Origin of the sequence: Streptomyces sp. SM11, from assembly GCF_002910905.1 — a bacterium.
Taxonomy (GTDB): domain Bacteria; phylum Actinomycetota; class Actinomycetes; order Streptomycetales; family Streptomycetaceae; genus Streptomyces.
This window is the reverse complement of record NZ_NEUE01000167.1, coordinates 1-25,370: the sequence shown is the minus strand read 5'-3', so window position 1 is coordinate 25,370 and position 25,370 is coordinate 1. Positions and strand designations below refer to the sequence as shown.

At 71.7% G+C, this 25,370-nt stretch carries 25 protein-coding genes and 2 pseudogenes; 10 read left to right on the top strand and 17 right to left on the bottom strand.

Translation table 11 applies throughout. From position 1 onward, the window contains the following. Positions 1–11: 11 nt before the first annotated feature. The 3 genes from B9S58_RS15165 to B9S58_RS15155 are packed head-to-tail and all read left to right on the top strand — an operon-like array spanning position 12 to position 2,216. Positions 12–512 (top strand): SRPBCC family protein, encoded by a 501-nt coding sequence (locus B9S58_RS15165; RefSeq protein ID WP_103532634.1) that lies wholly within the window; start codon positions 12–14, stop codon positions 510–512. Then, on the top strand, positions 509–1,390 hold the full coding sequence (locus B9S58_RS15160; RefSeq protein ID WP_103532633.1) for an alpha/beta fold hydrolase: 882 nt from the start codon (positions 509–511) through the stop codon (positions 1,388–1,390). Before B9S58_RS15165 ends, B9S58_RS15160 begins: the two co-directional genes overlap by 4 nt. Before the next feature lie 58 nt (positions 1,391–1,448). Further along, positions 1,449–2,216 (top strand): 4'-phosphopantetheinyl transferase, encoded by a 768-nt coding sequence (locus tag B9S58_RS15155; protein ID WP_103532632.1) that lies wholly within the window; start codon positions 1,449–1,451, stop codon positions 2,214–2,216. Here B9S58_RS15155 and B9S58_RS15150 read toward each other — a convergent pair. From B9S58_RS15150 to B9S58_RS15100, 11 genes are all read right to left on the bottom strand, one after another. Then, positions 2,206–3,198: an AraC family transcriptional regulator gene (locus B9S58_RS15150; RefSeq protein ID WP_103532631.1), complete on the bottom strand. Its 993-nt coding sequence runs from the start codon at positions 3,196–3,198 to the stop codon at positions 2,206–2,208. The two genes, B9S58_RS15155 and B9S58_RS15150, sit on opposite strands and share 11 nt — an antisense overlap. A gap of 186 nt (positions 3,199–3,384) precedes the next feature. Next, entirely contained in the window at positions 3,385–3,897 is a 513-nt protein-coding gene (locus tag B9S58_RS15145) for an anthrone oxygenase family protein (RefSeq protein ID WP_103532630.1), read from the bottom strand. Positions 3,898–3,956: 59 nt separating this feature from the next. Next, the gene (locus B9S58_RS15140; protein WP_103532629.1) at positions 3,957–4,592 is read right to left on the bottom strand and encodes a hemerythrin domain-containing protein; all 636 of its coding nucleotides are present in this window, start codon (positions 4,590–4,592) and stop codon (positions 3,957–3,959) included. A gap of 141 nt (positions 4,593–4,733) precedes the next feature. Next, positions 4,734–5,561 (bottom strand): NmrA family NAD(P)-binding protein, encoded by an 828-nt coding sequence (locus B9S58_RS15135; RefSeq protein ID WP_103532628.1) that lies wholly within the window; start codon positions 5,559–5,561, stop codon positions 4,734–4,736. Between the two features lie 127 nt (positions 5,562–5,688). Further along, on the bottom strand, positions 5,689–6,153 hold the full coding sequence (locus tag B9S58_RS15130; protein ID WP_258044519.1) for a DUF1772 domain-containing protein: 465 nt from the start codon (positions 6,151–6,153) through the stop codon (positions 5,689–5,691). A 126-nt stretch (positions 6,154–6,279) separates the two neighbouring features. Continuing rightward, positions 6,280–6,876, bottom strand: coding sequence for a hypothetical protein (locus B9S58_RS15125; RefSeq protein WP_103532627.1), 597 nt, complete (start codon positions 6,874–6,876; stop codon positions 6,280–6,282). Positions 6,877–6,947: 71 nt separating this feature from the next. Then, positions 6,948–8,114: an ROK family glucokinase gene (locus tag B9S58_RS15120; RefSeq protein ID WP_103532626.1), complete on the bottom strand. Its 1,167-nt coding sequence runs from the start codon at positions 8,112–8,114 to the stop codon at positions 6,948–6,950. 133 nt (positions 8,115–8,247) lie between these two features. Further along, positions 8,248–9,105 (bottom strand): ATP-binding cassette domain-containing protein, encoded by an 858-nt coding sequence (locus B9S58_RS15115; RefSeq protein ID WP_103532625.1) that lies wholly within the window; start codon positions 9,103–9,105, stop codon positions 8,248–8,250. Continuing rightward, complete coding sequence (locus tag B9S58_RS15110) at positions 9,102–10,148, bottom strand: ABC transporter permease (RefSeq protein ID WP_103532624.1); 1,047 nt, start codon at positions 10,146–10,148, stop codon at positions 9,102–9,104. The genes B9S58_RS15115 and B9S58_RS15110 overlap by 4 nt, the downstream gene beginning before the upstream one ends. Beyond that, entirely contained in the window at positions 10,145–11,125 is a 981-nt protein-coding gene (locus B9S58_RS15105; RefSeq protein ID WP_103532623.1) for a sugar ABC transporter substrate-binding protein, read from the bottom strand. Before B9S58_RS15105 ends, B9S58_RS15110 begins: the two co-directional genes overlap by 4 nt. Positions 11,126–11,427: 302 nt before the next feature. Further along, a complete protein-coding gene (locus tag B9S58_RS15100) occupies positions 11,428–12,186 on the bottom strand; it encodes a GntR family transcriptional regulator (RefSeq protein WP_103532622.1) in 759 nt (252 codons plus the stop codon). 130 nt (positions 12,187–12,316) lie between these two features. On the opposite strand from B9S58_RS15100, the gene B9S58_RS15095 reads away from it, so the two are divergent. Beyond that, on the top strand, positions 12,317–13,336 hold the full coding sequence (locus tag B9S58_RS15095; protein ID WP_103532621.1) for a Gfo/Idh/MocA family oxidoreductase: 1,020 nt from the start codon (positions 12,317–12,319) through the stop codon (positions 13,334–13,336). Positions 13,337–13,502: 166 nt separating this feature from the next. On the opposite strand, the gene B9S58_RS15090 is transcribed toward B9S58_RS15095, so the two are convergent. The 3 genes from B9S58_RS15090 to B9S58_RS15080 form a co-directional block, all read right to left on the bottom strand. Beyond that, positions 13,503–14,675 carry a cytochrome P450 gene (locus B9S58_RS15090; protein ID WP_103532620.1) on the bottom strand — a complete coding sequence of 391 codons (1,173 nt, stop codon included), beginning with the start codon at positions 14,673–14,675 and terminating at the stop codon, positions 13,503–13,505. A gap of 36 nt (positions 14,676–14,711) precedes the next feature. Next, complete coding sequence (locus tag B9S58_RS15085) at positions 14,712–15,434, bottom strand: response regulator transcription factor (RefSeq protein ID WP_103532619.1); 723 nt, start codon at positions 15,432–15,434, stop codon at positions 14,712–14,714. Between the two features lie 100 nt (positions 15,435–15,534). Further along, positions 15,535–16,755 carry a sensor histidine kinase gene (locus B9S58_RS15080; RefSeq protein WP_103532618.1) on the bottom strand — a complete coding sequence of 407 codons (1,221 nt, stop codon included), beginning with the start codon at positions 16,753–16,755 and terminating at the stop codon, positions 15,535–15,537. Between the two features lie 145 nt (positions 16,756–16,900). Between B9S58_RS15080 and B9S58_RS15075 the strand changes: the two genes are divergently transcribed. Next, the gene (locus B9S58_RS15075; protein ID WP_103532617.1) at positions 16,901–17,104 is read left to right on the top strand and encodes a hypothetical protein; all 204 of its coding nucleotides are present in this window, start codon (positions 16,901–16,903) and stop codon (positions 17,102–17,104) included. Positions 17,105–17,138: 34 nt separating this feature from the next. Here the strand turns inward: B9S58_RS15075 and B9S58_RS15070 are convergent. Beyond that, positions 17,139–17,969, bottom strand: a pseudogene (locus B9S58_RS15070) (DMT family transporter); the annotation flags it as partial. Positions 17,970–18,011: 42 nt separating this feature from the next. Between B9S58_RS15070 and B9S58_RS15065 the strand changes: the two are divergent. From B9S58_RS15065 to B9S58_RS15055, 3 genes and pseudogenes are all read left to right on the top strand, one after another. Then, positions 18,012–18,767 carry an SDR family NAD(P)-dependent oxidoreductase gene (locus B9S58_RS15065; RefSeq protein ID WP_103532655.1) on the top strand — a complete coding sequence of 252 codons (756 nt, stop codon included), beginning with the start codon at positions 18,012–18,014 and terminating at the stop codon, positions 18,765–18,767. A gap of 176 nt (positions 18,768–18,943) precedes the next feature. After that, positions 18,944–19,297 (top strand): annotated as a pseudogene (locus tag B9S58_RS15060) (aldo/keto reductase); the annotation flags it as partial. Between the two features lie 34 nt (positions 19,298–19,331). Further along, on the top strand, positions 19,332–20,381 hold the full coding sequence (locus tag B9S58_RS15055; protein WP_374935681.1) for an IS110 family transposase: 1,050 nt from the start codon (positions 19,332–19,334) through the stop codon (positions 20,379–20,381). A 59-nt stretch (positions 20,382–20,440) separates the two neighbouring features. Here B9S58_RS15055 and B9S58_RS15050 read toward each other — a convergent pair whose 3' ends face one another. After that, positions 20,441–21,310: a patatin-like phospholipase family protein gene (locus B9S58_RS15050; RefSeq protein WP_103532615.1), complete on the bottom strand. Its 870-nt coding sequence runs from the start codon at positions 21,308–21,310 to the stop codon at positions 20,441–20,443. Positions 21,311–21,528: 218 nt separating this feature from the next. Here B9S58_RS15050 and B9S58_RS15045 point away from each other — a divergent pair, with 218 nt between their 5' ends. Together B9S58_RS15045 and B9S58_RS15040 are read left to right on the top strand one after the other, a co-directional pair. Continuing rightward, complete coding sequence (locus B9S58_RS15045; RefSeq protein WP_258044517.1) at positions 21,529–22,293, top strand: DUF4239 domain-containing protein; 765 nt, start codon at positions 21,529–21,531, stop codon at positions 22,291–22,293. Between the two features lie 408 nt (positions 22,294–22,701). Then, positions 22,702–23,709, top strand: coding sequence for a hypothetical protein (locus B9S58_RS15040; protein ID WP_146063509.1), 1,008 nt, complete (start codon positions 22,702–22,704; stop codon positions 23,707–23,709). A gap of 73 nt (positions 23,710–23,782) precedes the next feature. Here the strand turns inward: B9S58_RS15040 and B9S58_RS15035 are convergent, their stop codons facing one another. Further along, positions 23,783–25,231, bottom strand: a complete 1,449-nt coding sequence (locus tag B9S58_RS15035) for an NF041680 family putative transposase (protein ID WP_103532603.1) — start codon at positions 25,229–25,231, stop codon at positions 23,783–23,785. Positions 25,232–25,370: the final 139 nt, after the last annotated feature.

Genomic DNA, 25,370 nt, shown 5'->3' with positions numbered 1-25,370 from the left:
GAGGAGGAGCAGTGAAGAAGTACGAGCTCGTCGACGAGGCCTTGCTCGCCGCCGGTCCTGACGCCGTCTGGGAGGCCCTGCTGGGCGAACTCGCGGGCGAGGCGCGGTGGTGGGTGCCCGACAACACCTTCGAACCGGTGGACGGCGCCCCCGACCGGGTCGGCGCGCTGACCCGGGTCACCGTCCACACCAAGGGCGTCGACAAGGGCGGCAAGAAGCTCCGGTTCACCGCCCGCACCACCGTCGTGCAACGGGCGGAGCGGCTGGCGTTGGAATACGTGGACGGGGCGTTCCGCGGCACCGCGGAGTTCACGCTCACCCCGCTGGGGGACGGCGGCACCCGGCTCGTGATGTCCTTCCGCGCCAGTCCGCAGGGCCAACTCGCCCTCCTCGCCAACCTGGTGGACGTCGGAGCGATGCACACCCGCGCCACCCGCGCGGCGTTCGGCAGGCTCAACCAGCTGCTCGCCACCACCCCGTCCGCCGCTCCGGCCGCCGGGAGGACACGGTGACCGCGCCCGCCGCCGGTGAGGTCTTCCTCACCACCGAGGACGGCGGGCGGCTCGCGCTCTCCGTACTGACCCCGCTGGAACACGACACCGAGCGGCGGCCCCCGGTCGTGCTGACGCACGGCTGGGGCGGCAGCCGCCGGGTCTGGAGCCCGGTCACCGACCGGCTGCTGCGCCGTGGCTTCCCGGTCGTCCTCCACGATCTGCGCGGTCACGGCGCCTCGACCGCGGGCTCCTTCGGTATCAGCGCCGAGGCGATGACCGCCGACCTGGCGAGTGTCGTCGATTACGCCGGTGGTGCGCCGATCATCGTCGGCCACTCCGGGGGCGGGTTCGCGGCGCTGTCGCTGGCGGCCGCCTCCGGGCCGGGCGCCGGCCCGGTGGGGCTGGTGCTGGTCGCCTCGGCCGCGCACGACCAGGACACGCCGGAGAAGGAAGCCTCGATGATGGAGGCCCCGCTGTTCTCCTGGGCGCTGCGGCGGCCCGCGCTCGGGCGGCTCCTGCTCGGCCGGATGACGGGTACGGCACTGGACCCACGCCTCCGCGAGGTGAACCGCCAGGTGTTCGCCGGGACCGCGCCACCGGTGCGGGCCGCCTGCTTCCGGTCGTCCCGGGGCATGGACCTACGGGCGGCGCTGGCCTCCGTGCGGGTCCCGGCCGCCGTGCTGGCCGGAGAGAAGGACAAGGTCATCCGGCCCGAGCTGGGCCGGGAGCTGGCGTCCGCGCTGCCGGACGCCACGTTCATCCCCCTGCCCGGCGCCGGACACGTTCTGCCGCTGGAGCGTCCGGACGAGGTGGTCGCGGCGGTCCTCCGAGTCTGCGGGGAGACCGCCGGACAGCTCTTGAGCGACGAGGCCGTGAAGCGGGCGGGCTCCCGGTGACCGGCGCCGCGACGCACCGCCCGGGCGTCCTCGGTGCGCTCCGGGCGGATCTCCGGCCGTGATCGAACGGGTCGTCCCGGAGGGGGTCGCGCGGGCGGAGGCGTTCGACGACGTGCTGCCCCACCTGCCCGACCCCCGGGAGCTGGCGCTGCTGCGCGGACGACCCGAGGCGACCGTCCGCCGGTTCGCCGCCGCGCGGTCCTGCGCCCACCGCTGCCTGGACCAACTCTCCCTGCCGTACGTACCGTTGCTGCGCACCGCGGAGGGCGGCCCGGTGTGGCCGTCCGGTGTCGTCGGGAGCATCACGCACTGTGCCGGCTACCGGGGTGCGGTGGCGGCGCGCACCGGGGTGTGGGCGGCGCTCGGTGTGGACGCCGAACGGGCCCTGCCGCTGTCTCCCGGCGTGCTGGACCTCGTGGCGACGGGGCCGGAACGGCGCGGGGTGGCGGAGCTGTCCGGTATCCGTCCCGACGTCCCCTGGGACCGGCTGCTGTTCAGCGCGAAGGAGTCGGTCTACAAGGCCTGGCACCCGGCAACGGCCCGCTGGATCGGGACCCGAGCCATCGAGGTGGCGTTCACCACCGACGGCCTGTTCACCGCCTCGGTACGTCCGGAGCGCACGCAACCGCCCCCGGCCCGTCGGCGCCCCGTGGACGCGCGCGCGACCACCGCCGGAGGCGGCGTACCGCATCGGGCGCGAGGCGCGTACCCGTACACCGGCCGCTGGTATGTCGGGGACGGACTGCTGCTCACGGCCGTGGCCGTGCCGGGCGCCGGTACTCGGAGTCCGGGGCTGCCCCGGCCGGCGGTGCGCCTCAGCGTCTGAGCAGCACGGTCCGGCCGTCGGACCCGGTGGCCAGGGCTCCCTCCGACCGCTTGCCCCGGCGGTACTCCTGCGGGCTGACGCCGCGTTCGCGTTTGAACGCGGCGCTCAGCGCGAACGGCCCCGAGTACCCCACCTGTTCGGCGATCCTGGCGACCGAGAGATCCGGGTCGCGCAGCAGGTCGGAGGCGAGTGTGAGCCGCCACCCGGTCAGGTAGGACATCGGCGGCTCGCCGACCAGCTCGGTGAAGTGACGTGCCAGCTTGGCCCGGGAGACCTCGACGGCGAAGGCGAGCGAGGCGACCGTCCACGGTTCGCTCGGCCGGTCGTGCAGCAGCATCAGCGCCCGGCCGACCACGGGGTCGCTCTGGGCGCGGAACCAGAGCGGCGCCCCCGTGCCGGGCTCGACCAGCCAGGAGCGCAGCACATTGATCAGCAGCAGATCCAGCAGCCGGTCCAGGACCACCTCCTGGCCGACGTCCTCCTGGTCCATCTCGGCCGCCAGCATGCCGATCAGTGGCGTCCGGGCGGCCGACGCGGGCTGCACCAGCAGGGCGGGCAGACTGGCCAGCAGCCGGCGGCCCACCTCGTTGGGCGCCTGGTAGGTGCCGCTCAGCATCACCGTGGAGCCGGAGCGGTGCGGCTCGCCCCAGGTTCGCACGCCCAGCGACATCGTCTCCGTGACGTCCTCGCCGTCGGCGGTGCTGCACCTCTGCTCGGGGGCGACCGTGACGCCGGGCGACGTGGCCGGGTCGTCGACGAGGGTGTACGGCTCGGGGCCGCGCAGGACGGCGACATCCCCGGCGGCCAGCTTGACCGGTTCGCCGCCTTCGCGGAGCACCCACGCCGACCCGTGCAGCAGGGTGACGAGCGACAGCGGCGCGCGGTCCTCGACGCGCAGGCCCCACGGGGGGTTGAACACGGATTTGAGCAGAAATGCTCCCCGGGCCTTGGGACTTCCCAGCAGGCCGCTGAACGCATCCACCACAGTCACCTCATACCGTTTCGCCATCGTGGTCCCGCGAGTCGGCCCGGCTCCGGCCGCCGCCCTCGTGGGAAGCGCCGGCCACCGCACGGACCGGTCCCGGGAGGCCGGTCGCCCTGTCCGGGTCCTCCTGCCAACGGTCCGGAGCCGGCGGCGGTTCCCGATTCTCCGCTCGACACCTCCCCATCACCGTGTCCGGGCGGCCACCCGCCGCCTGGCCGCGTCACCGAGCAGCGCGAGGGCCCCCAGGCAGGCGGCCGTACGGACGGCGTTGGCAGTCCGCCACGGCCGCTCGTAGGCGGTCCGGGCGGCCCGCACCGCCGCCGACGGTGCCACGGGAGCGTTCCGGAGCCGGCGGTTCAGCGGCAGGCTGACGCCGATGGTCACCGCGACGCTGAGCCCGTAGAGCACCGCGGCGGCCCTGGCCCGCCGGGCGGCTTCGCCCTGCTCGGCGTGGCGGAGCCGACGGGCGGCGACCCCGGTGGCCACGAACACCCCGAGGAAGAGGGCCCCGAAGGAGGCGCTGTCGTCGAGGGCGTCGTTGGCCCGGCGCATCGCGCTGACGAACCCCTCGTCGTCGCGGCGCGCCAGCGCGGGCATCACACCGATGTCGAAGGCGAGGTACAGCCCGGCCATCAGACCGGTGCCGACGGTCGCGGCGAGGAGGGCGGGTTCGGGACGGGAGGAGGCTGGGCTCATGGTGTCTCTCCGCTCGTTCGGTGGTACGGGCCGCCGGCTCCGGCGGACGCGGGTCCGGCTCAGGTGGGTTCCAGCAGTCCTGTCACGGAGCGGCGGTAGCGCTTCAGGAGCAGCGTGCGGCCGATCAGCCGCACCGGTCCCGGTATCACTCCGTCCGGGTCGGGGAGTCCGTCCAGCAGCCAGGGCGGCAGGATCCGCTTGACGCCGAAGGGGGCTGCGGCCAGGACCCGACGTTCCAGAGCGGTGAAGACGTCCGGCGGCACCCGGGCGAAGACCGGGAACGTCAGCTCCTCCTCCTCGTGCAGGTGTTGGTGGAGTACGGAGTCGAACATGCCGGCGGGGCCGTCCAGTGCCTCGGCCCGGCCCGTCTCCAGGGCCCGGGCCACCCGGAGCATGGAGTCGTCGAGTGCCACGTGGTCCTGGACCATGCGGTGCGATCCGGCGGCGATCTCGGGCGCGTGCTCGATCAGGCCCGGCCAGAGGATCTCGTCCTCGGTACGGTGGTGCCAGTCGACGATGGCGCGGAACTGCCGCCACCACTCCGCGACCGCGGGCACTCCGGCCGATGTCAACAGCGGCACCGCGGCTACCAGTCGGCGGGAGTCACGTCGCAGCGCGAGATGCGTCTGCGCGAATCCGCGGAGGTGGCGGGGCAGCGCGCCCACACCTCTGCCCTCCCACGCCGGCCCGTCCATCGCGTCCCTCTTTTCTCCGGGCGTTCCGGCGCTGCGCTGCCGGACCCCCGACTTGTCGGTATGTGGCGACACACGGTCGACAGGGTGGTCCGCCGACCGGCTCCCCGGCCGGCGGACCACCGCTGCTCGGAACAGGAGCGGTCAGGCGTTCCAGGCCCCGCCTGCCGCCGCCCCCTTGGCGTAGTCCGCGAAGTCCTTGGGCTCCCGCCCGAGCGCTTCGCGGACGCCGTGCACGATGCTGGCGTTGCGGCCGTCGACGATCAGCGTGAAGAGATCGGCGAACTCCTCCGGCTCGCCCAGCTCCCGGAGCGCCGCACGGTAGTCGTCGACGCCGACCGGGATGTAGGTGACGGTCCGGCCGGTGGCGGCCGACAACTCGCGCGCCACGTCGTGGAAGCTCAGCAGCCGCGGTCCGGACAGCTCGTACGTCTTGCCGATGTGGCGGTCGTCGGTGAGTGCGGCGACCACGACGTCGGCGATGTCGTCGGCGTCCACGAAGGGCTCGACGGCGTCACCGGTCGGCAGCGCCAGCTCGCCGGAGAGGACCGGGTCGAGGAAGAAGCTCTCGCTGAAGTTCTGGTTGAACCAGTTGCAGCGGACGACGGTCCAGTCGCAACCCGAGGCCTTGAGGGCGTCCTCGCTGGCGACCGCCCCTTCCTCGCCCCGGCCGGAGAGCAGCACGAGGCGCTTGACGCCCCGCGCCACCGCGACGGCGGCGAACCGCCCGACGGCCTCCCTGGCGCCGGGGAACGCCAGGTCCGGGTAGTACGTGACGTAGGCCGCGGAGACTCCGTCGAGAGCGGCCTCCCAGGTGTTCTCGTCCTCCCAGACGAAGGGGATCTCGCCGGAGCGCGAGCCGACGCGGGCCGGGCGGCCCAGCGTCTCCAGTCGCTCCACGACGCGCCGTCCGGTCTTGCCGGTGCCGCCGATGACGAGGATGGGCGGCGTGTTCTGTCCGTGAGTGCTCATGACTTCATTAAAGTCTCCGGAACGCAGACGTTGAATAGCTCACAGACTCATTTTCATTCGCCATCGTCTCATCCCGGCGGCGCTTCGCGTAGGTACGGACCCGCGCCCACGGAACCGGGGCACCGCCTCAGCCGGTGACGGCCACGGCGACCAGGACGAATGCGGCGGCGGCCAGCAGCGTGCGCAGGGCGTGCAGAGCGTTCCACCGGCCCTCGAACGCCGTACGGGCGCTCCGCTCGTCGCCCCGCCCCTTCGACGCCTCCAGGGCGTTGTTCAGCGGGACATTGCCACCCGAGGTGACGAGGTGGCCCACCAGCGCACAGACGGCTGCGACGCCCACCAGGGCCGTGTCGCCGCCCGCCCGCCCGTCCGGCTCGACGAAGAACGAGGCCACGGGGAAGGCGAGCGACCCGAGGAAGAGAACGAGGAAGAGCGGACCGGGAACCTTCCGGTTCACCGTCCGCATGATCAGGGTGAACGACGCGTCGTCCACCTCCTTGAGGGCGGGCATGACGCCCGACAGGAAGGCGAGCATGTATCCGGCGTACAGACCGGTACAGGCGAGGGCGAGGATCTCCAGAACTTCCGGCATAGCGATCATCATCGCCTCCCGGAACACTTCCTCGCAGGTTGTCTTCGAGACGAGCCGGGGGCGCGCGGCCGGTTCTCGGCTACCGGCGGTCCGCGCGTCCCGGTACGCCCGCCGGACGGCGGGGCGTCAAGGGGTCGCCGCCGAGACCACGTACACCACCGGGCTGGCCGGGTCGGTCATGTTGACCGTGATGTTCTGGGTGGGGCGCGGCTTCTTGTTGCTGTGCGTGGTGCTGGCCCAGTCCTCGCCCGGGCCGAAGAACCAGCCGGCGATCTTGATGTCCCGGGAGCTGATGTCGATCGTGTCCGGCTTCAGCGCCGCGCGTCCCGTGCCCACTCCGGTCAGGAAGCGGTCGAGACCGGCGGAGGTCGTCCGGAACTTCGCGTACATCCGGCTGGCTTTCCAGTTGTTCGTCTCGTAGTACTGGACGCCCTGCCCGTTGCCGGGGATCGGGATCTCGAAGATCCGGCGCTGCATCTTGGAGGGCCAGCCCTCGCGGAGGCCCTGGGCGGCAGCCTCGGCCTCCTTGTCCTGGCCCGAGCGGCGGCTCTGACCGGCCGAGATCAGCAGGTAGCCAGCCGGGATACCGATCAGCAGCACGATGATCGTCGCGGTGATGAAACGCCGTTTGAACACATGCCGCCGGTCCTCGGGTGGCTTGCCCTCGCCGTCGCCCGGAGACTCCGACTGGTGCGGCACCGCGGGGTGCTCGGCTGCGATCATGATCAGGTGGTCCCTAAGGTGCTGCGGTGACGGCGTACTGAAGGGTCGACGCCGAAGAGGGCGGCTGCGGTTCAGTCGGCGGTACGGGTGGACCGCGTGTTGCGGATGGTGCTCGCCGCCTGGTCGTAGATCTGGGCGTACCTCTCGTACCGCTCGACGCGCCGCCGGTTGGCCCGGCGGAACCGGCGGGCGACCAGCCGGGCCAGGTCCGCGGCGCCGACCATACCCGCCTCGGGGCCGAGCTGCGCCTTCACGATCCGGGCCTCGGGACGGTAGCCGCGGCCGGTGAGGTGGCGCTTGAAGGCGTCCCTGGCCGGGCCGATCAGGAGGTCGTCGGCGGCGCTGACGCCGCCTCCGATGACGAAGCAGGACGGGTCGAGCGCGGCGGCCAGGTTGGCGATGCCGACGCCGAGCCACTGGCCGATGTCCTGGAGGAGCTCGATGCACATCCCATCGCCCTCGCGGGCCAGTTCGGTGATGAGCGGCCCGGTGATGTCGGGGATGTTCCCCTTCACCCGGTCCAGCAGATAGTGCGCGACCGGGGAGTCGGCGGCGGCCAGCTCCCTGGCCTCGCGGACCAGGGCGTTGCCGGAGCTGTACTGCTCCCAGCAGCCGCGGTTGCCGCAGGGGCAGCGGTGGCCCGAGGGCACGACCTGCATGTGGCCGAACTCACCGGCCACCCCGTACTTGCCTCGCTTGACCTGGCCGTCCTCCAGGATCGCGCCGCCGATGCCCGTACCGAGGGTGATCATGACGAGGTGGTCCTCGCCGCGGCCCGCTCCGAAGCGCCATTCCGCCCAGGCCGCGGTGTTGGCGTCGTTGTCGACCATGACGGGAACGACGAGGCGGGAGGCGATGGCGTCGCGCAGGGGCTCGTCGCGCCAGGCGAGGTGCGGGGCGAACAGGACCTTCGAACGGTCGGCGTCCACCCAGCCCGCCGCGCCGATGCCCACCGCGTGGACGTCGTGGCGGTCGGAGAGGTCCAGGACGAGTTCGACGATGGTGTCCTCGACGACCTTGGGGCTCTTGGACTTGTCGGGCGTCTCGGTGCGGAGCTGCTCCAGGATGTTGCCGTCGGCGTCGACGACGCCCGCCATCACCTTGGTGCCGCCGATGTCGATCCCGACCGTGGGGACCCGGGGGGCGGTGAGGTGCGAGCGGCGTTCCTTGGTGCCGACGGTCTTGAGGACGGTGGCGCGGGCGGAGCCGCGGTGTGCGAAGTCGCGGTACGTGCTCATCGTCCCTGCGGGGTCTGGGGGGCCGGGCCGCGGTCGCGGCCGGCGGCGGACGGCGCCCGCCGGGCTCGATTCTGCCACTGCCCGGCCCCGGGTGGCCGGTGGGCGGGGTCGGCCGCGCCGGGCCGGTCGCCGCTCAGGGAGTCTCGCCCTTCGCACCATGGACGCCCGGGAGGGTGGGGGTCGGGGTGCGTTCCAGCTCGTGGCCGAGTTCCTCCAGCTCGCTGCCGCCCGCCATCTGCCGGGTCAGCTCGTCCAGCGTGACATCGTCCTTGGTGTGGCTGCCGGACATCGCGCCGCGCTTGAGGAGGATGAAGCGGTCTCCGACGAGATGGGCGTGGTGCGGGTTGTGCGTGATGAGGACCACGCCGAGGCCGGCGTCGCGGGCGGCCGCCACGTACTTGAGGACCACGCCGGACTGCTTGACTCCGAGGGCGGCGGTCGGCTCGTCCAGTACCAGGACCTTCGCACCGAAGTAGACGGCGCGGGCGATGGCCACGCACTGGCGTTCGCCGCCGGACAGGGTGCCGATGGGCTGGTCGACGTCGCGCAGGTCGATGCCCATCCGCAGCAGTTCGGTACGGGTGGTCTCGCGCATCTTCCGGACGTCGAGGCGCTTGAAGGGGCCGGCGCCGAGCGTGGGTTCGGAGCCGAGGAAGAAGTTCCGCCAGACCGGCATCAGGGGGACGACCGCGAGGTCCTGGTAGACGGTGGCGATGCCCCGGTCCAGGGCGTCGCGCGGGTTGGCGAGGGTGGTCTCCTCCCCCTCGATCAGGAAGCGTCCGGCGTCGTGCCGGTGCAGCCCCGCGATGATCTTGATGAGGGTGGACTTGCCGGCGCCGTTGTCCCCGAGGACGCAGGTGATCTCACCCGCGTGAACGACCAGTGAGACATGCTCCAGGGCCTTGATGTTCCCGTAGAACTTGGACACGTCGGCCAGCTCGACCAGCGGTCCCGCGGTCGCTCCCGCGAGGTCTTCAGGGGTGGCCGTCATGCCGTCGCCTCCGCGCGCTTGCGCACCCACGCGTTGAGCAGGGTGGCCAGGAGCAGCATCGCTCCCAGGAAGAATTTGAACCAGTCCGGGTTCCACTCGGCGTACACGATGCCCTTGCTGGTCATGCCGAAGATGAAGGCGCCGACGGCCGAGCCGATCGCGGAGCCGTAGCCGCCGGTGATCAGGCAGCCGCCGATGACGGCGGCGATGATGTACGTCAGCTCGTTGCCGACGCCCTCGCCGGACTGGACGACGTCGTAGCTGAACAGCAGGTGCTGTCCGGAGACCCAGGCGGCGAAGGCGACGCCCAGGTAGAGCCCGATCTTGGTGCGGATGACCGGGACGCCGACCGCGCGGGCCGCGTCGGCCTGGCCACCGACAGCGAAGATCCAGTTGCCGAAGCGGGTACGGAGCAGGATCCAGGTGGCGGTGCCGACGAGCGCCGCCCACCACAGGATCGTCACCTTGAACTCGACGCCGCCGAGGGTGAGCGTCGACGCGAACAGCGCACGGGCGGACTCGAAGCCCTCCATGTCGCCGATGGCCTTGGTGGAGACGGTGCCGCTGATCAGCTTGGTGAAGCCGAGGTTGAGGCCGGTCAGCATCAGGAACGTGCCGAGCGTGATGATGAAGCTCGGCAGCTTGGTGCGGGTCAGCACGAAACCGTTGAACGCGCCGATGGCGAGGGTGACCAGGAGCGACACGAAGACGCCGACCCAGACGTTGGCCGTCATCTGGTAGCTGAACATCGAGGAGATCAGCGCGGAGCTGGTCACCATGACCCCGGCGGAGAGGTCGAACTCGCCGCCGATCATCAGCAGCGCGACCGGGGCGGCCATGATGCCGAGGACGGAGGCCGCGTACAGCACGGTGCCGAAGCTGGAGGCCTGGAGGAAGCTGTCGGCGACGATCGCGAAGAACAGGAAGACGGCCGCCGCGCCGACGACCGAGCCGAGTTCGGGGCGGCCGAGCAGTTTGCGCAGCGGCGAGGTGCGCACCAGCCGCTCGTCCACCGTCTCCGGTGCGGCGGTCGAGCCGCTCATCGCGTACCCCGCTTGGTGTAGTCGGCCAGGGCGTCGGCGTCGTCCTTGGTGATGATCTGCGGGCCGGTCAGGACGGGGAGGCCGCCGCCGAGGACGTTGCGGTTGTAGCGGTGGAGCCAGAGCAGGTCGACGGCCTCGTAGCCCTGGAGGTAGGGCTGCTGGTCGACGGCGAAGCCGAGCTTGTCGGTCTGGAGACCGGTGGCGACCTTGGCGTTGAGGTCGAAGGTGTCGATCTCCGCCTTGCTCCCGGCGGTCTGCTTCGCCTGGACGGCGGCGTCGGCGAAGGGGGCGCCGAGCGTGACGACCGCGTCGATGCTCGTGTCGGACTGGAGCTTGGCCTCGATGGACGCCGTGACGTCGGGCATGTTGGTGCCGTCGACGTACAGGTTCTGCATCGTGCCGTCGAAGGTCTTCTTCGCTCCGGCGCAGCGCTGCTCGTGCCCCACGTTGCCCTGCTCGTGCAGGACGCACAGCGCCTTCTCGCGGTCCCGGCTGTTCAGCTCGTCGCCGACGGCCTCGCCGGCGATCGACTCGTCCTGGCCGATGTGGGTCAGGGCGCCGAACTCCTTCGACTCCGCGGAGCCGGAGTTCACGGTGACGACCGGGATGCCCGCCTTGACGGCCTTGGCGACCATGGCCTTCATCGCGTCCGGCTTGGCCAGCGAGACGATCAGCCCGTCGACCTTCTTGTCGATCGCGGTCTGGACGAGCTGGGCCTGCTGGTTGGCCTCGTCGTCGTGCGAGTAGAGGAAGTTGATGTTGTCCTTGCGGGCCGCCTGCTCGGCGCCCTTCTGGACGATGTCCCAGAAGGTGTCGCCGTCGCCCGAGTGGGTGACCATGGCGAAGGTCCAGCGCGGTGTGTTCACCGCGGCCCGGCCCTCGGCGGCCTCGGCCGCGCGCTCTTCCGCCCGCTTGCCACCGGTGCTGCTGCATCCCGCGAGGGAGGCGCCCAGCACCACTGCCAGCACGGCGCCCATCGCGCGTGCCCCTGTCCGAACCCTTGCCACGACGCCGTGCCCTTCTACTGCTGCTCGCTGTGCGCTTGACCGGGCCGGGGAGTGTACGGTCCCGGGCCGGCTGCCCAAGTATCCCCGAGCCCTGGCCGCTCCCGCCCGCACCCCCGGTCCGTCCGGCGTTTGAGGACGGACCCCGTGCGTGAGCGGGCCCGACGGAGACAGGAGCCTGGGGCACGGGGCTCGCCGAGCGCAACCCGTGTGCACGAGCCGGCTCGTGCGGCGCCCACCCCGGACGGGCTGATCGTGCGGGCCGCGAACGCCGTTCAGGTGCGGACCAGGAGCTGGAACTCGAAGGCGTACCGCTCCGCCCGGTAGACGTGCGAACCGAACTCGACCACCCGGCCGGTGTCGTCGTACGTGGTGCGCTCCATCGTGAGCAGCGGCGCGCCCACCGGCTCCTCCAGCACCCGCGCCTGCCGGTCGTCCGCGGCGCGCGCGCCCACCGACTGGCGGGCGCTGTGCAGTGTGATGCCCGAGGCGCGCATCAGCCGGTAGAGGCCGGTGGACTCCAGCTCCTCGGTGAGCAGGGGCAGCAGCCCCGGTGGCAGGTGGTTGCGCAGGAGGGCGACCGGTTCGCCGTGGGCGCTGCGCAGCCGTTCGACGAGGTGGACCTCGCTGCCCTCGGCGACGCCGAGCGCTGCGGCGACCCCGGCCGTGGCCGGTTCCACGGTGTTGCGCAGGACGCTGGTCGCGGGGCGCTGACCGGCCGCCTCCAGGTCGTCGTAGAGCGAGCTGAGCTCCAGCGGGCGGCGGACCTGGCTGTGGACGACCTGGGTGCCGACTCCCCGGCGGCGCACCATCAGGCCCTTGTCGACGAGCGACTGGATGGCCTGGCGGACGGTCGGCCGGGACAGGCCGAGGCGGGCGGCGAGGTCGATCTCGTTCCCGAGCAGGGCGCCGGGGGCCAGCCGGCCCTGTTCCACAGCGGCCTCCAGCTGCTGCGCCAGCTGGAAGTAGAGCGGCACCGGGCTGGTGCGGTCCACGCTCAGCGGCAGCGGCCGGTCGGTTCCATGTGCGGTCACGGGGCGAGCGTAGTTCGCTTGTCCGGACAAAGCCATGGCGGACCGGGGCGGGACCCGCCGATCGACGCGGCCGCCATTTGTCAGGACAAATGCTTGACATGATGACCGGGTGAACGTCACCTTGGGGCCCATGCGCATCGGACTGATCGGAACGGGACGGATCGGCACATTCCATGCGGAGGCGCTGAGCCGCCACCCCGCCGTGGAGGCCCTGCTGCTGGCGGACGCGGACCCGGAGCGGGCGGCCGGCGCCGCCGCCCGGACGGGGGCGGCGGCCGTCCCGGTGGACGGCCTGTTCACCGGAGAGGGCGAGGCCGGGGGCCCGCCCGACGCCGTGGTGATCTGTTCGGCGACCTCGGCCCATGCCGGACTCGTCGCCCGGGCCGCCCGCGCAGGGCTGCCCGTCTTCTGCGAGAAGCCGATCGCCCTGGACCTGCCCGGCACACTCGCCGCACTCGCGGAGGTCGAGGCGGCGGGCAGTGTGCTCCAGCTCGGCTTCATGCGGCGCTTCGACGCCGGGTACAACGAGGCCAGGGCCGCCGTACGGGAGGGAAGGCTCGGCCGGCTGCACACCGTGCGCGCGGTCACCTCCGACCCGGCCCCGCCGCCCGCCGCCTACCTCCCGCTCTCCGGCGGGCTGTACCGCGACTGCCTGGTCCACGACTTCGACATCCTGCGCTGGGTGACGGGCCGCGAGGTGAGCGAGGTGTATGCCACCGGCTCGGACGCCGGACCCGCGATGTTCCGGGAGGCCGGGGACGTGGACACGGCCGCCGCTCTGCTCACCCTCGACGACGGGACGCTCGCCACCGCCACCGCGACCCGGTGCAACGGCGCCGGGTACGACGTACGGATGGAGCTGGCGGGCGAACTGGACCAGATCGCCGTCGGCCTGGACGGCCGTACGCCGCTGACCTCGGCCGAGCCCGGTGGTTCCGGCGCCCCGGCGAAGCCCTGGCCTGGGTTCCTGGAACGGTTCGCCCCGGCGTACGAGGCGGAGCTGGCCGCGTTCCTGCGCGTGGCCCGCGGTGAGCTGGCCAATCCGTGCGACGGGCAGGAAGCCCTGCAAGCCCTGCGGATCGCCGAGGCGTGCGAGGTCTCCCGCCGTGAACGCCGGCCGGTGGCGATGACCGAGATCCCCGGCGGCTGAACCGGGGCCGAGCCTCCCGGCCGCTACCGGGCGACCGGGAGGCTCAGTGCCCCCGGGGGGTCACGGGGGTCACGGGTGAACCGCTCATGGGTGAACCGCTCGCCGAGCGCGGCGAGATCGACCAGGGGGTTCGGTGGTCACCACGGTTCCTGGTGCGGGCCGGTCCTCACCAGCGCACCGGAAGACCCCGCACCCCGCGCATCAGCAGACCGGGCAGCCAGTCCAGCTCGCCGCCGGACGGGTCGCGGGCGAGGTCCGGGCAGCGTTCCAGCAGTGCACCGATCGCGATGCGGGCCTCCATCCGGGCGAGCGGCGCGCCCAGACAGTAGTGCGCGCCGTGGCCGAAGCCCAGGTGCCCCTGGGGCTCGCGGCGGATGTCGAAGGTGTCCGGGGCGGGGAAGCGGCCGGGGTCGCGGTCGGCGGAGGCCAGGCCGACGAGTACCGCCTCGTCGGACGGGATCACGGTGTCGCCGATCGTCACCGGCTCCCGGGTGAAGCGGAAGGTGGCGGTCTCCACCGGTCCGTCGTAGCGCAGCATCTCCTCCACCGCGTTGTCGAGCAGCCCCGGGTCGGCGCGCAGCAGGGCGAGCTGGTCGGGGTGGTCGAGCAGGGCCCGGACCCCGTTGGCGATCAGGTTGACGGTGGTCTCGTGACCGGCGACCAGCAACACGAACGCCATGCCGACCAGTTCGGCGGAGGAGAGGCGGTCGCCGCCCTCGTCCCGGGTCCGGATCAGCGCGCTCAGCAGGTCATCGCCGGGCGAGCGGCGTTTGTCCTCGATGAGTTGGTCGAGATAGGCGCTCATCTCCCCGACCGGGTCGGCCTCCCGCTGCTCCGGGGTGGGGGTGACGATGCCGTTCGAGAGCGCCCGGAAGGCTTCCCGGTCGATGTCCGGGACGCCGAGGAGTTCGCCGATCACGGTCATCGGCAGCGGGAAGGCGAGCGCGTCGACCAGGTCCGCGGAGCCCTGGGGCACCATGGCGTCGAGCAGCTGTGCGGTGATCTCGGTGACGCGCGGGCGCAGCGCCTCGATGCGCCGGGCGGTGAACTCCCGGACGACGAGCCGGCGCAGCCGGGTGTGGTGCGGGGCGTCCAGCTCCAGCATGTTGGCGCTGAGCACGGCCTCGGCGGCTTCCCGGCGCCCGGTGTTCCGCCCGTCCTTGCCGAGCCGCTGGTCGGCGAGGGCCGCACGGGCCTCCTCGTATCCGACGATCAGCCAGATGCGCTCCATCTCCTCGGTGCGCACGGTGTGCACCGGCCCCTCGGCGCGCAGCTCGGCGTAGTACGGATAGGGGTCGACGGTGAAGTCCTGCAGGTCCCGCAGATCGAGCACAGCCATGGTGGTCAGCCCCTCTTCCGTTCCGGTCCACTCCGGTCAGCGTAGGCCGCCCCCGTCTTCCCCGTCCGTGTCGAGGAGGCCCGCATCGTGGACCAACAGGGCGATCTGGACACGGTTGTTGAGTTCGAGTTTGGCGAGAATCCGCGAGACGTGGGTCTTGACGGTCGCGACGCTGAGGTAGAGGGAGCCCGCGATCTCCGCGTTGGATCCGCCGCGTCCGACGGCGACGGCGACCTCCTTCTCGCGCTCGCCGAGCTGGTCGAAACGCCTGCGTGCGCGGTCGGTGCGGCCGGCCCGGTCGTCGGGTCCGCCGCCCGCTGCTCGGGCCATCAACTGACGGGTGACGGCCGGTGAGAGCACCGGGTCCCCCGCGTCGACCCGGCGCACCGAGTCGACGATCCGGGCCGGCGGGGTGTCCTTCAGGACGAACCCGGCTGCCCCGGCCCGGATGGCCCGGAGCACCTGTTCGTCCGCGTGGAAGGTGGTGAGGACGACGACTTCGGGAGCCCCGGGCCGGCGGCGCAGTCGTTCGGTCGCGGTGAGCCCGTCCATGACCGGCATCCGGATGTCCATCAGGACGACGTCGGGGCGCAGTCGCTCGACCAGCTCCTCGACCTCGTCGCCGTCCGCGCCCTCCCCGACGATGTCGATGCCCTCGTCGCCGCCGAGCATCAGGGTCAGTCCGGCCCGGACCAGCGGGTCGTCGTCGACGATCAGCAGCCGGACGGGCGGGGGGTTGGGGGACGCCGGGGTGTTCATGACGGCCACCGTAGCCAGCCGGGGCGCGAGCCCCGCAGGGCGGTCGTCCGGGCAGGCGTCGCGGCTGCGGTGACGCGGCGACGCGCCGTACCCACGGGCGTCACGCGGCGGGCCAGGGCAGCCGGGCCCGGACCGCGAAGCCGCCGTCCTTCGTCGGACCGTGCTCCAGCCCGCCGCCGGCGAGGGTGGCGCGTTCGGTGAGCCCGATGAGCCCCTGGCCGGAGCCGGGGACCCGCTCGAAGGGTTCGGTGGGGGCGGGGTTCTCCACCTCGACGGTGAGCCCTTGGCCGGGGCCGCCCGTCACGGCGAGCGACACCTCGGTGCCGGGTGCGTGCTTGCGGGCGTTGGTCAGGCACTCCTGCACGATCCGGTAGACCGTGCGGCCGGTGGCGGCGGGGGCGTCCCGGGGGTCGGTGACCCTGTTGTCGACGGCGACCTTCATGCCCGCGAGCCGGGACTCGGCGACGAGGGTGTCCAGGGTGGCGAGGGTGGGCTGCGGCCGGTGGCCCTCGTCGGTGTCGCCGGGCCCGCGCAGGACGCCGATGATCTCGCGGAGGTCCTGGAGGGCCTCGTGGGCGCTGTCCCGGATGACTCCGGCGGCCCGGCCGACCGCGGCGGCGGGGGCGTCGGGCCGGAATTCGAGGGCCCCGGCGTGCACGCTGAGCAGGGTCAGCCGGTGGGCCAGGACGTCGTGCATCTCGCGGGCGATGGCCTCCCGGGCCAGGCGCTGGGCCTGCTCGGCGCGGAGCTCCGCCTCGGCCTCGGCGCGGCGGGCCCGTTCGCGGAGCGTCAGGACGAGCTGGCGCCGGGAGCGTGCGGCCATGCCCCAGCTGATCACCAACAGGATCAGCAGAACGCCGAAGAGGACCGAGGCGAGGAAGGACGTCGCCGGGTCGGGGCGCAGGAACGGCTGGAGCGGCACCAGAGCCAGCGCGAGCGCGCCGACGATCGCCACGGGTTTGAAGGGGCGGTGGACGGCCAGGCTGAAGAGGGCCACCAGCAGTGCCCCGGCGGCCACGGGTTCGACGACGGAGACGACGGTCAGGGCGACGGCGAGGCCGACGGGCCAGCGCCGTCGGAGCCAGAGCGCGCAGCAGGCCGCCGCGCCGGCCACCGAGTCCACGAGCACGACGATGTCCGGCGTGGTGTCATCGGCATCGATCGCGCCGAGGGCCAGCATGCCGATGCCCGCGGCGCAGAGGAAGGCCATGATGTCGACGGCCCAGTCCCGCACGGTCCGCCGTGTCCTGACCCGGTCGCCGGGCAGCTCGGGATCGGCCATCGCCGAGGGGAGCAGCCAGCGGTACTCGGTGCGCGTCATATCGACAAAGTTACGCAGCGCCTCGTCCCGGAGGGGCGTCTCGGGGCCAGGCAGCGACCGAAGTCGCACGACCCGCTACTTTCGGCGCGGCGGACGGGACCGGTGGCCGACGCGGCGGGCTCGGGCCGGGCGGGAGGCTCGGCCCATGAAGAAAATCGTCGAGACGATCGGGTTCCTCGTCTTCGCCCAGGGCGTGGGCGGGCTGCTGTTCGAGTGGACCGGCTGGTTCCGGCTGTGGACGGTGGTGCGGCGGATCGACTTCCTCAGCGACCGCGGACTGTTCGTCAACATCGTGCTGATCGTGGCAGGGGCGGCCGTGATGATCGCCGCGGATTCCATCAAGTCCTGACGGCGGCGGTCGCGTCCCGACGGCGACGGCCCGCTCACGCCCCGGCGCGCTCCCGGTCCGCGCCGCGCCGCCCCCACGCGGTGCCCGCCAGGACGAGGACCGCCCCGGCCACCCCGAGCAGCCCGAGCCGTTCCCCGCCGAGGCTGATGCCGACGGCGGCGGCCCACAGCGGTTCCGTACCGAGCAGCAGACTGACCCGGGACGGCGAGGTGCGGCGTACGGACCACATCTGCACGAAGAACGCGAACAGCGTGCAGAACACCGAGAGGAAGACCAGGCCCGCCCACTCCCGGGCGCCGAAGTCCGCGGCCGCGCTCCACGGCGAGGCGCCGGTGCCGGGGACGGCCGCGAGGACGGCGAAGACGGCGACCGCGCCCCCGAGCTGGACGGTGGTCAGGGAGAGCGAGTCGGCGCCCTGGACCGCCTTGATCCGGGCCATCGCCAGCACGTGGACGGTCCGGGCGAGGGCGGCGAGCAGCATCAGCAGATCACCGGTCGAGGGGCTGGTGAACCCGCCGCCCTGAGTCAGCAGGACCACTCCGGCGACGGAGAGCCCGGCCGCGGCGACGAATCCGGCCGACGGTCGCACCCGGGTCACGGCGGCCTCGGCCAGCGGTGTGAAGATCATGGTGAGGCTGATCAGCCCGGCGTTGGTGGCGGAGGTGTGCACCACCCCGTACGTCTCCAGCAGGAAGATCCCGCTCAGCACCAGCCCCAGCAGCCCGGCGCCCCGCCACTGCGCGCCGGTCAGCGCCCGCAGCCCGCGCCATCCGGTCACCACGAGCACGGGCAGCACGATCGCGAAGCGCAGGACGAGGACGGCGATCACGGTGTGGGTGGTGGTGATGCCCTTTTGCTGGAGGAAGCCGTCGGAGCGACGGCCTCCCCCATCGGCAAGGAACCAGCCATGTCCAACGCCCTTCCCACCCCCGTCGTGTCCCGCGCCGCCCTGGTCACCGGCGGCAGCCGGGGCATCGGCGCCGCGACCGCGCTGCGGCTCGCCCAGGACGGCGCGGACGTCGCCGTCACCTATGTACGGGACGAGGAGGCGGCCCGTGCGGTCGTCGCGAAGATCGAGGGGTTCGGCCGCCGGGGCGTCGCCCTGCGCTGCGACGCGGCGGACGCCGACGCGTCCGCCGACCTCGTACGCCGGGCCGCGGACGCGCTCGGCCGGCTCGACATCCTGGTCAACAACGCGGGCATCGGCGTCCTCGGCCCGGTCTCCGCGCTCACCAGGCCGGAGCTGGACCGGACCCTGGCGGTGAACGTGCGGGCGGTCTTCCTCGCCTGCCGGGCGGCGGCGGAGCGGCTGGCCGACGGTGGCCGCATCGTCTCCGTGGGCTCTGCCCTGAGCCGGTACGCGGGCGGGCCCGGATCCACTCTCTACGGGCTCAGCAAGTCCGCCCTCGTCGGGCTGACCAAGCCGCTCGCCAGGGAGCTGGGGCCGCGCGGCATCACAGTGAACGTGATTCAGCCGGGCGCGGTGGACACCGATCTCAACCCGGCCGACGGACCGTTGGCCGAGGGCCAGCGCACGGCGAACGCGCTGGGCCGCTTCGGCACGACGGAGGAGATCGCCTCGCTCGTCGCGTACCTCGTGAGCGCCGAGGCGGGCTTCGTCACAGGCACGGAGGTCGTCGTGGACGGCGGCCACGCGGCCTGAAGGGGCGCCGCCCCCCGGGGCGCCGCCCCCCGGGGCGCCGCCGGTCCATCACCCGGCGCGCCCCTCCCGGTCCGCCGCGGGGCGCTCCCCCGGCGGCCCCGCCCGGCCTGCCCCGTCCCGGCCGCGCCCCTACGCTGGCCGGGACGGGGCAGCGACGGGAAGGACAGGATCAGCACGTGTCCGGCACACCGGTTCACATGCTCAACGACGGCACGCGGCTCCCCGCGACGGGACTCGGCACCTACCCGCTGGACGACGCGGCGGCCGAGGAGGCCGTCGCCGGGGCCCTGGAACTCGGCTACCGGCTGGTCGACACGGCCCTCAACTACGGAAACGAGACCGGCACCGGCCGGGGCATCGCCCGCAGCGGCGTCCCCCGCGAGGAGGTCCTCGTCACCACGAAGGTCCCCGGCCGGCATCAGGGGTACGAGGAGACGCTCGCCTCGTTCGAGGAGTCACGGGCCCGGCTGGGCGTCGAGTACGTCGACCTCTACCTGATCCACTGGCCGCTCCCCCGCGTCGACAAGTACAAGGAACCCGGCCACCATGTCACAGCCCATCGAGGTGATCGGCGGGATCGACACTCACACCGACGTTCATCAGGCCGCCGTCATCGACACCATCGGCCGACACCTGGGCACCAAGGGGTTCCCCACAACGCCCGCGGGTTACTGGGACCTGCTGGAGTGGCTGCATTCGCACGGCCGAGTACTTGTCGTAGGCATGGAGGGCGCCGGCTCCTTCGGCGCCGAACTCGGGCGTCACCTCCGAGCCAACCAGATCGCCGTAATCGAAGTGGACCGACCCGATCGTCGGGCTCGCCGAGCATCGGGGAAGTCGGATTCCATCGATGCCTACGCCGCGGCCACCGCGGTCCTCGCAGGCCGCGCCACAGGAACCCCGAAGAGCCGCGATGGCGCGGTCGAGGCGATCCGCGGACTGCGCGTCGTCGTACGTGCCAGCGCCGTCAAGTCCCGCACCCAGACCATCAACCAGATCAAATCACTGATCATCACCGCGCCTGCCGCGGTACGCGAGGCACTACGCTCGCTGGCCACCCCCGAACTGGTCCGACGGCTGGCCGCCAGCCGTCCCGGCGCCGATCTCGCCGACCCTGGCACGGCCGTCAGAATCGCCCTCAAGCGCCTGGCCAAGCGGTACCTGCACTTGAGTGAGGAGATAGCGGACGCGGACGCTGACCTGCGCGTCCTGATCTCCCGCACCGCGCCCGGCCTGCTCGCGCTTTTGGGCGTCGGGACCGAGACTGCCGGACAGCTGCTGGTCACCGCTGGAGGCAACCCCGACAGGCTCGCCTCGGAAGCGTCCTTCGCCCACCTGTGCGCCGCCGCGCATGGGCCGGCCTCTTCTGGGCGCACCGACCGCCACCGACTCAACCGTGGCGGAGACCGCCAGGCCAACCGTGCGCTGCACACAATTGTGCTGGTCCGCATGCGTCACGACCCGCGCACCCGGGACTACGTCGCACGGCGCACTCTGGAAGGACTCAAGACGAAGGACATCTTCAGATGCCTCAAGCGGTTCGTCGCGCGCGAGGTCTACCACCACCTCACCAGCGAGTTCAGCGGCGCAACCGACCCTTCTCCCACAGCTTGACGATCTATAGAAGCTTCAGAGTCAAGCTAAGGCCCCGCATGCCCCACCAGCCCTCGGCGTCAGCCCTTGGCCGGTTCCACGGATTCAGATGCGTGGTCCAGATACGCGGATGTGGCGTCGTAGCCGATTCTGATGCGTCGTCGCACGGTCTCCAGCTCGTCTCTGGCACTCTTGAACAGGCTGCGGCCGACCTTGACCAGATCGTCCTCGCCGCTGGGGAGGGCGTGCAGGGTCACCCCGGGGCGACTGCGGGAGACTTCGGCCTCGACAGCAGCCCTGCGGCTCACCTCGAACGTGACGTAGGCCAGTTCCCAGGGCATCTTCGGTGGGCTGAGCTGCGTCTCGGTCTGGCGGATGCGCAGGGCGTAGATCGTCGTCGCACCCAGGGACGCGGCCACACCGACGGGCAGGGAGTCGATGAGTCCTCCGTCGAGGTAGTGCTCTCCGTTGATTTTGACCGGCGGGAACACTCCGGGCACACAGCACGATGCCAGCAGCGCCGGAATCAGGAGCCCCCGGTCGAAGTAGGCAGGGGCAGCTCGCTCGATGGAGGATGCGGGACAGATGAAGGGCAGCTTGAGGTCCTCGATCCGGGAGTGCGGGGCGAAGTGGTTGAGCAACATGCGCTCGGCCGCCGCCTCCGAGGTCAGACCGATCCTGGCATGGCGGAGGTTGTCCAGCACTGCGCGCAGGGACGGCTTCATCACCTTCATGCTGATGAACTCCATCCAGAGTTCGGTCAGCTCGGAGACGACGGTGGCAGTCGGGTTCTTGGCGATGATCGCCCCTTGGACCGCTCCGATGGAGGTGCCGACGACCACGTCGGGGACGATGCCCCGCTCCAGCAGCGCCCGCACCATGCCGACCTGGTTCCCGCCCCGCTCACCGCCACCGCCCAGCACGAATGCGACCTTGTCCTGACCGTCCATCGCTTGCCTCCCGTTCGTGTCGGCCGGGATGGTAGATACCTGGGCCGATCATGTGGTCTGTCGTCAGGACCGGCAACTCGGGGATGCTCCGGGCACGTCTCTGGAGTGAGTCTCCCGCCCAGGGCGCGTCGTCCACGCCTCCGAGCGCCGGTGGCGGCCGCGTGATAGCCCTATGGCATGGAACGCACAGTGCTGTCCCCGGCCACGGGCAGGACCTCGTGAGCTGGTGGGACATCGTTTTGTTCCTCGGCGCTCTGCTCGTGGCAGCCGTCGCGCTGGCCGTGGTCCAGAAGTTTGCTCCGTATGAGCGACGCAGCCAGTACAACGACGTTGCCAGCTTCGTCTTTGCCGCGGTCGCGGGGCTCTACGCGGTCCTGCTCGCCTTCGTGGTGGTCACCGTCTGGGACAACATCGCAGAGTCCCGCAAAGCCACCTTCGAGGAGGCCGACTGCCTGGCCGGCCTTTACTGGATCTCGCGCGAGATGCCCGTCGAGACCGGTGCTCCGCTGGAGCGTCTGACCCTGGAGTACGCCCATCGGGTGATTGAGGTGGAGTGGCCACTGATGGCCTGGCATCGCAGCGATCCGGAGGCGACCCGCATGATGTACGAGATGCGCCGACGCACCCTGGACTGGAGTCCGCCGGGGTCCGACGTACGCGACGAGGTACGGTACGACCACGCACTCAGCCATGTCGAGGGCTTGGCCTCGGGGCGCAGGGAACGTCTGAGCGCGATCAGGAACGCAGTGCCGCCGCTGTTGTGGCTGGCACTCATCGGCGGAGGCGCGATCACCGTCGGCTTCTGCCTGGTGTTCGGTATCTCCAATCGTCGGCTGCACCTGGTGATGGTCCTGTGTCTGACGGCCCTGATCGCGTTCTCCCTGATCGCGATCCTGGAGATGGACTATCCCTTCAACGGGGTCGCCAGGGTGGGACCACTGGCCTTCGACGTCTTCCTCGACCGGCTGCCCCCGCCGCGATGACGTCGCCCCCGCCGCTCCCTCGATGGTGGCTCACTGCCGTGCACTGCTTCCGTGGCGCGGCCCGCGCGGACGCGGCGCGGCATCAGGTTCCTCTTCCCGGATACGACCGTGCCCCCACCCGGGGCGGCCGGCACCCACCCGATCGTCGTGGGGGGGTGCACGCCTTTGGCCACGGGGGGCAAGCGGCCCTGCGGGGGCGGCCGGTGAGAACCGGGTAGGCCTCCCGGGGAGAACACTCGGCGCTCAATGAGTCTCGCTCACGGAATGCCTCGCGCTCTGGGCCAGGGGGCTCCGGTTGCTGCTGCGGATGTCCCATGGCAAAGCTGAGACATGCACAGATCACTTCCTGGTGCGGGATCCTCATGGTCCAGCCGACTCGGAGCCATATGCGCCACGGTGGCCGACGGCATGGCGCTCGCGGCTGTCTGCGTCCTGCTGGTCCTCGCCGCGCCGTTCCTGCTCGTGCTGCGGGCACTGCTGCCCGTCATGCCGCCCACCGGCATGCGTCTCGCCCGACTGCTGCTGGTGTGCGCGGCCTACCAGCGGGGTTTCGCGGTCACCTGCCTGAGTGGATCGCTGCGGATCCGGCTGCGGCGGCTGCCGGAGCACGAGTGCCTGCGGGCCTTCGACCGGTTGACCGCACTGGCCGCCACACGATTCGCCCGGATCGCCATGGCGTGGGCCCGCGCAGGCATCGCCTTCGAAGGGCCGCTTGCTCTGCCGGATCGTGGAGCGCCGGTGGTGGTGCTCGCCAGGCACGCAGGGATTCTGAACACCCAACTCGCCCTCAGCGTCGCGAGCGTGGTGCTGCGGCGCAGCCCGCGGGGCATCGCCAAACGCTGTGTCGCAATCGACCCGGGGCTGCGTGCGTTGCTGAGGGGCGAGCCGCTGGAGCTCTTCCGATGGCACCGCGCCGGGCGGGCCGCGGCACTGGCGCAACTAGCGATCTCCGGCGCGCAGCTGACCAACCGTGAAGTCCTCTGCCTGTTTCCCGAAGGAACCAACCTCACTGCGAAGAGGCGGGCTTCGGCGATCGCCTCCGTGCGGTCCCGGGAGGGCGGTGCCGCGGCCTACGAAGCCGAAGCGATGTCCTGCGTCATGCCGCCTCATCTGGCCGGAGCCCTGGCAGTGCTGCGAGCCGCCCCCACGGCGCAGGTCCTGGTCCTCGCGCACACCGGACTGGAGGACCTGCTGTCCTGGAGGCTTCCCGAGGGCTATCCACCCGGGGACGGCTCCATGCTGCGGATGCGCTGGTGGTCATTCCGGCCGGGAGAGGTTCCCCGTGAAGCCGGGGAACTCGCCCGCTGGCTCCAGACCCGCTGGCGAGCCATCGACGACTGGATCCTGCTGGCCCGTTCCGAGACCGACGAAAGAGGCACCGAACCACAACCGCTCCGTCGCTTCGACGCCGCGTGAGGGCGCTGTCACGTTGTCGGGGGGATCGTCTGGCCTTAGCTTGACTCTGAGCTTGCCGTAAAACCTGGGGTGGTCAGCGGGGTCCTTGTTCGGTTGCTCGCTTGTCTGTCTGATCTGCTGTGCCGAGCAGGGCGTTTCCGACCTCGTAGGTTGGCGCCTTCCGTGTGTTGCGTCGGCCGGGCGGACGGCCGGGGCCGGGACGGGAGGGTTTCGGCGCGTTCGTGAGGACGGGCAGTGATCTGCGAACTTGACGAAACCCCCGGCGGACGCGGCCGGGTGTGAGCTGGTGGGCGGCCAGGGGTTTCTCCCAGGGGCGCTTGAGGTCGGCGGTCAGGGGCCGGGCCAGGCGTAGCTGGGTGTAGACGGCCAGGACGAGAGCGGTCCAGCGATCGGCGGCGGCAGGAGAGCGCAGGCAGATGCTCGTCCAGCCCAGGTGTTGCTTCCAATAGCGGAAGGTGTGCTCAAGATCAAATCTGCGCAGGAAGCACGACCATGTGCTGTCGGCGAGGTCGGCGTCCGCGCCGGTGCGTGACCACCACAGCCACAGGGGCTTCGGGCTGCCGCCGGAGGGCAGGCGGTCGACGTCCAGGCGGATCACCGTGCCCGGGAGGATGGGTAGTTCGGGTTCGGGGTGGTGCTGCCAGATCGTCTGCCGGTTGAGCTTGGGGTGCAGGCGCTCGAAGCAGCGCACACGGACGTTCCCGTACTTGTCGAGGTTGCGGACGGTGTCGTGGGCGGGTGGTTGCCAGGTGTCGGGGTTGTGGAACTCGAAGCGCTCGCCGTGGCGCCGGGGCCGGCCGCCCTTCGCGCCGACGCCTCCGCCTGGGGGCGCGTCTTGATAGAGGACGCGGTCGCCGCGCAGGCGTACGCAGACCTCGACGGGCAGGTCGGCGAGCTGGTGGGCGAGGTAGGGGCCGTCGTAGCCGCAGTCGGTCACGATCCGGATCGGCGGGTCGCCCGCGGTCCAGCGTCCGAGGGCGACGATCCGGCTCACGACACCGCGCAGCTGGTGGGCGGTGATCTCTTGGAGGTGTTCGCCCGGGCATAGGCGGCGGGCATCCAGGGGTGCGGTCCAGGAGGTGGGGCCGCTGGTCAGGGCGGCGACAACGGAGTAGCACCAGCCGGGGATCATCTCGTGGGCGCCCTCGGCGCGGCCGTAGGTATGACAGAAAGTGCGCTGGTCACTGGTGCCGGCGTCCGGGCGTAGCCAGGGCGTGGTGTCCACGGCGAGCACGATGCCGCCGCCGGGGCCGCGCGGCAGGTCGTGCAGGGCGAAGGACCAGTTCAAGCGCTCGAAGTCGACACGGCCGTTGTTCATGGCGCGCTGGACGGAGCCGTGGGAGCGGGCGTGTTCGGGCACGAGGCTGAGTTCGGCCAGGTTGCGTACCGGGCCTTCGCTGCACAGCACCGCGTCGGTGATCTCGAAGAGCGCATCACCCCAACGCGTGAGGCAGGAGCGGACATCGACGCGGAACTCCTTGAGTTCACGCAAGGCCGCGTTGCGGGCACTGGGATCGGGCACACTGACAGCGGCGGTCGCGCCGGTTTTCGTTGGTCTCACAACCCGAGGATCACGGCGCGGCCGTCGCCGTGTCCGGCGTTTCCCCATGTGGGGGACTCGAACACCTACCGCCGCGCGACCTGAGGTTTTATCTCAAGCT

Coding starts and splice junctions, on each gene's coding strand:
- B9S58_RS15125 (WP_103532627.1), bottom strand. CDS start 6,876: ATGATCGCAGCCGAGCACCCCGCGGTGCCGCACCAGTCGGAGTCTCCG.
- B9S58_RS15080 (WP_103532618.1), bottom strand. CDS start 16,755: ATGACGCGCACCGAGTACCGCTGGCTGCTCCCCTCGGCGATGGCCGAT.
- B9S58_RS15145 (WP_103532630.1), bottom strand. CDS start 3,897: ATGAGCCCAGCCTCCTCCCGTCCCGAACCCGCCCTCCTCGCCGCGACC.
- B9S58_RS15120 (WP_103532626.1), bottom strand. CDS start 8,114: ATGAGCACGTACCGCGACTTCGCACACCGCGGCTCCGCCCGCGCCACC.
- B9S58_RS15085 (WP_103532619.1), bottom strand. CDS start 15,434: ATGAACACCCCGGCGTCCCCCAACCCCCCGCCCGTCCGGCTGCTGATC.
- B9S58_RS15110 (WP_103532624.1), bottom strand. CDS start 10,148: ATGAGCGGCTCGACCGCCGCACCGGAGACGGTGGACGAGCGGCTGGTG.
- B9S58_RS15140 (WP_103532629.1), bottom strand. CDS start 4,592: ATGGACGGGCCGGCGTGGGAGGGCAGAGGTGTGGGCGCGCTGCCCCGC.
- B9S58_RS15075 (WP_103532617.1), top strand. CDS start 16,901: ATGAAGAAAATCGTCGAGACGATCGGGTTCCTCGTCTTCGCCCAGGGC.
- B9S58_RS15105 (WP_103532623.1), bottom strand. CDS start 11,125: ATGGGCGCCGTGCTGGCAGTGGTGCTGGGCGCCTCCCTCGCGGGATGC.
- B9S58_RS15065 (WP_103532655.1), top strand. CDS start 18,012: ATGTCCAACGCCCTTCCCACCCCCGTCGTGTCCCGCGCCGCCCTGGTC.
- B9S58_RS15040 (WP_146063509.1), top strand. CDS start 22,702: ATGGCGCTCGCGGCTGTCTGCGTCCTGCTGGTCCTCGCCGCGCCGTTC.
- B9S58_RS15095 (WP_103532621.1), top strand. CDS start 12,317: ATGCGCATCGGACTGATCGGAACGGGACGGATCGGCACATTCCATGCG.
- B9S58_RS15090 (WP_103532620.1), bottom strand. CDS start 14,675: ATGGCTGTGCTCGATCTGCGGGACCTGCAGGACTTCACCGTCGACCCC.
- B9S58_RS15115 (WP_103532625.1), bottom strand. CDS start 9,105: ATGACGGCCACCCCTGAAGACCTCGCGGGAGCGACCGCGGGACCGCTG.
- B9S58_RS15050 (WP_103532615.1), bottom strand. CDS start 21,310: ATGGACGGTCAGGACAAGGTCGCATTCGTGCTGGGCGGTGGCGGTGAG.
- B9S58_RS15135 (WP_103532628.1), bottom strand. CDS start 5,561: ATGAGCACTCACGGACAGAACACGCCGCCCATCCTCGTCATCGGCGGC.
- B9S58_RS15130 (WP_258044519.1), bottom strand. CDS start 6,153: ATGCCGGAAGTTCTGGAGATCCTCGCCCTCGCCTGTACCGGTCTGTAC.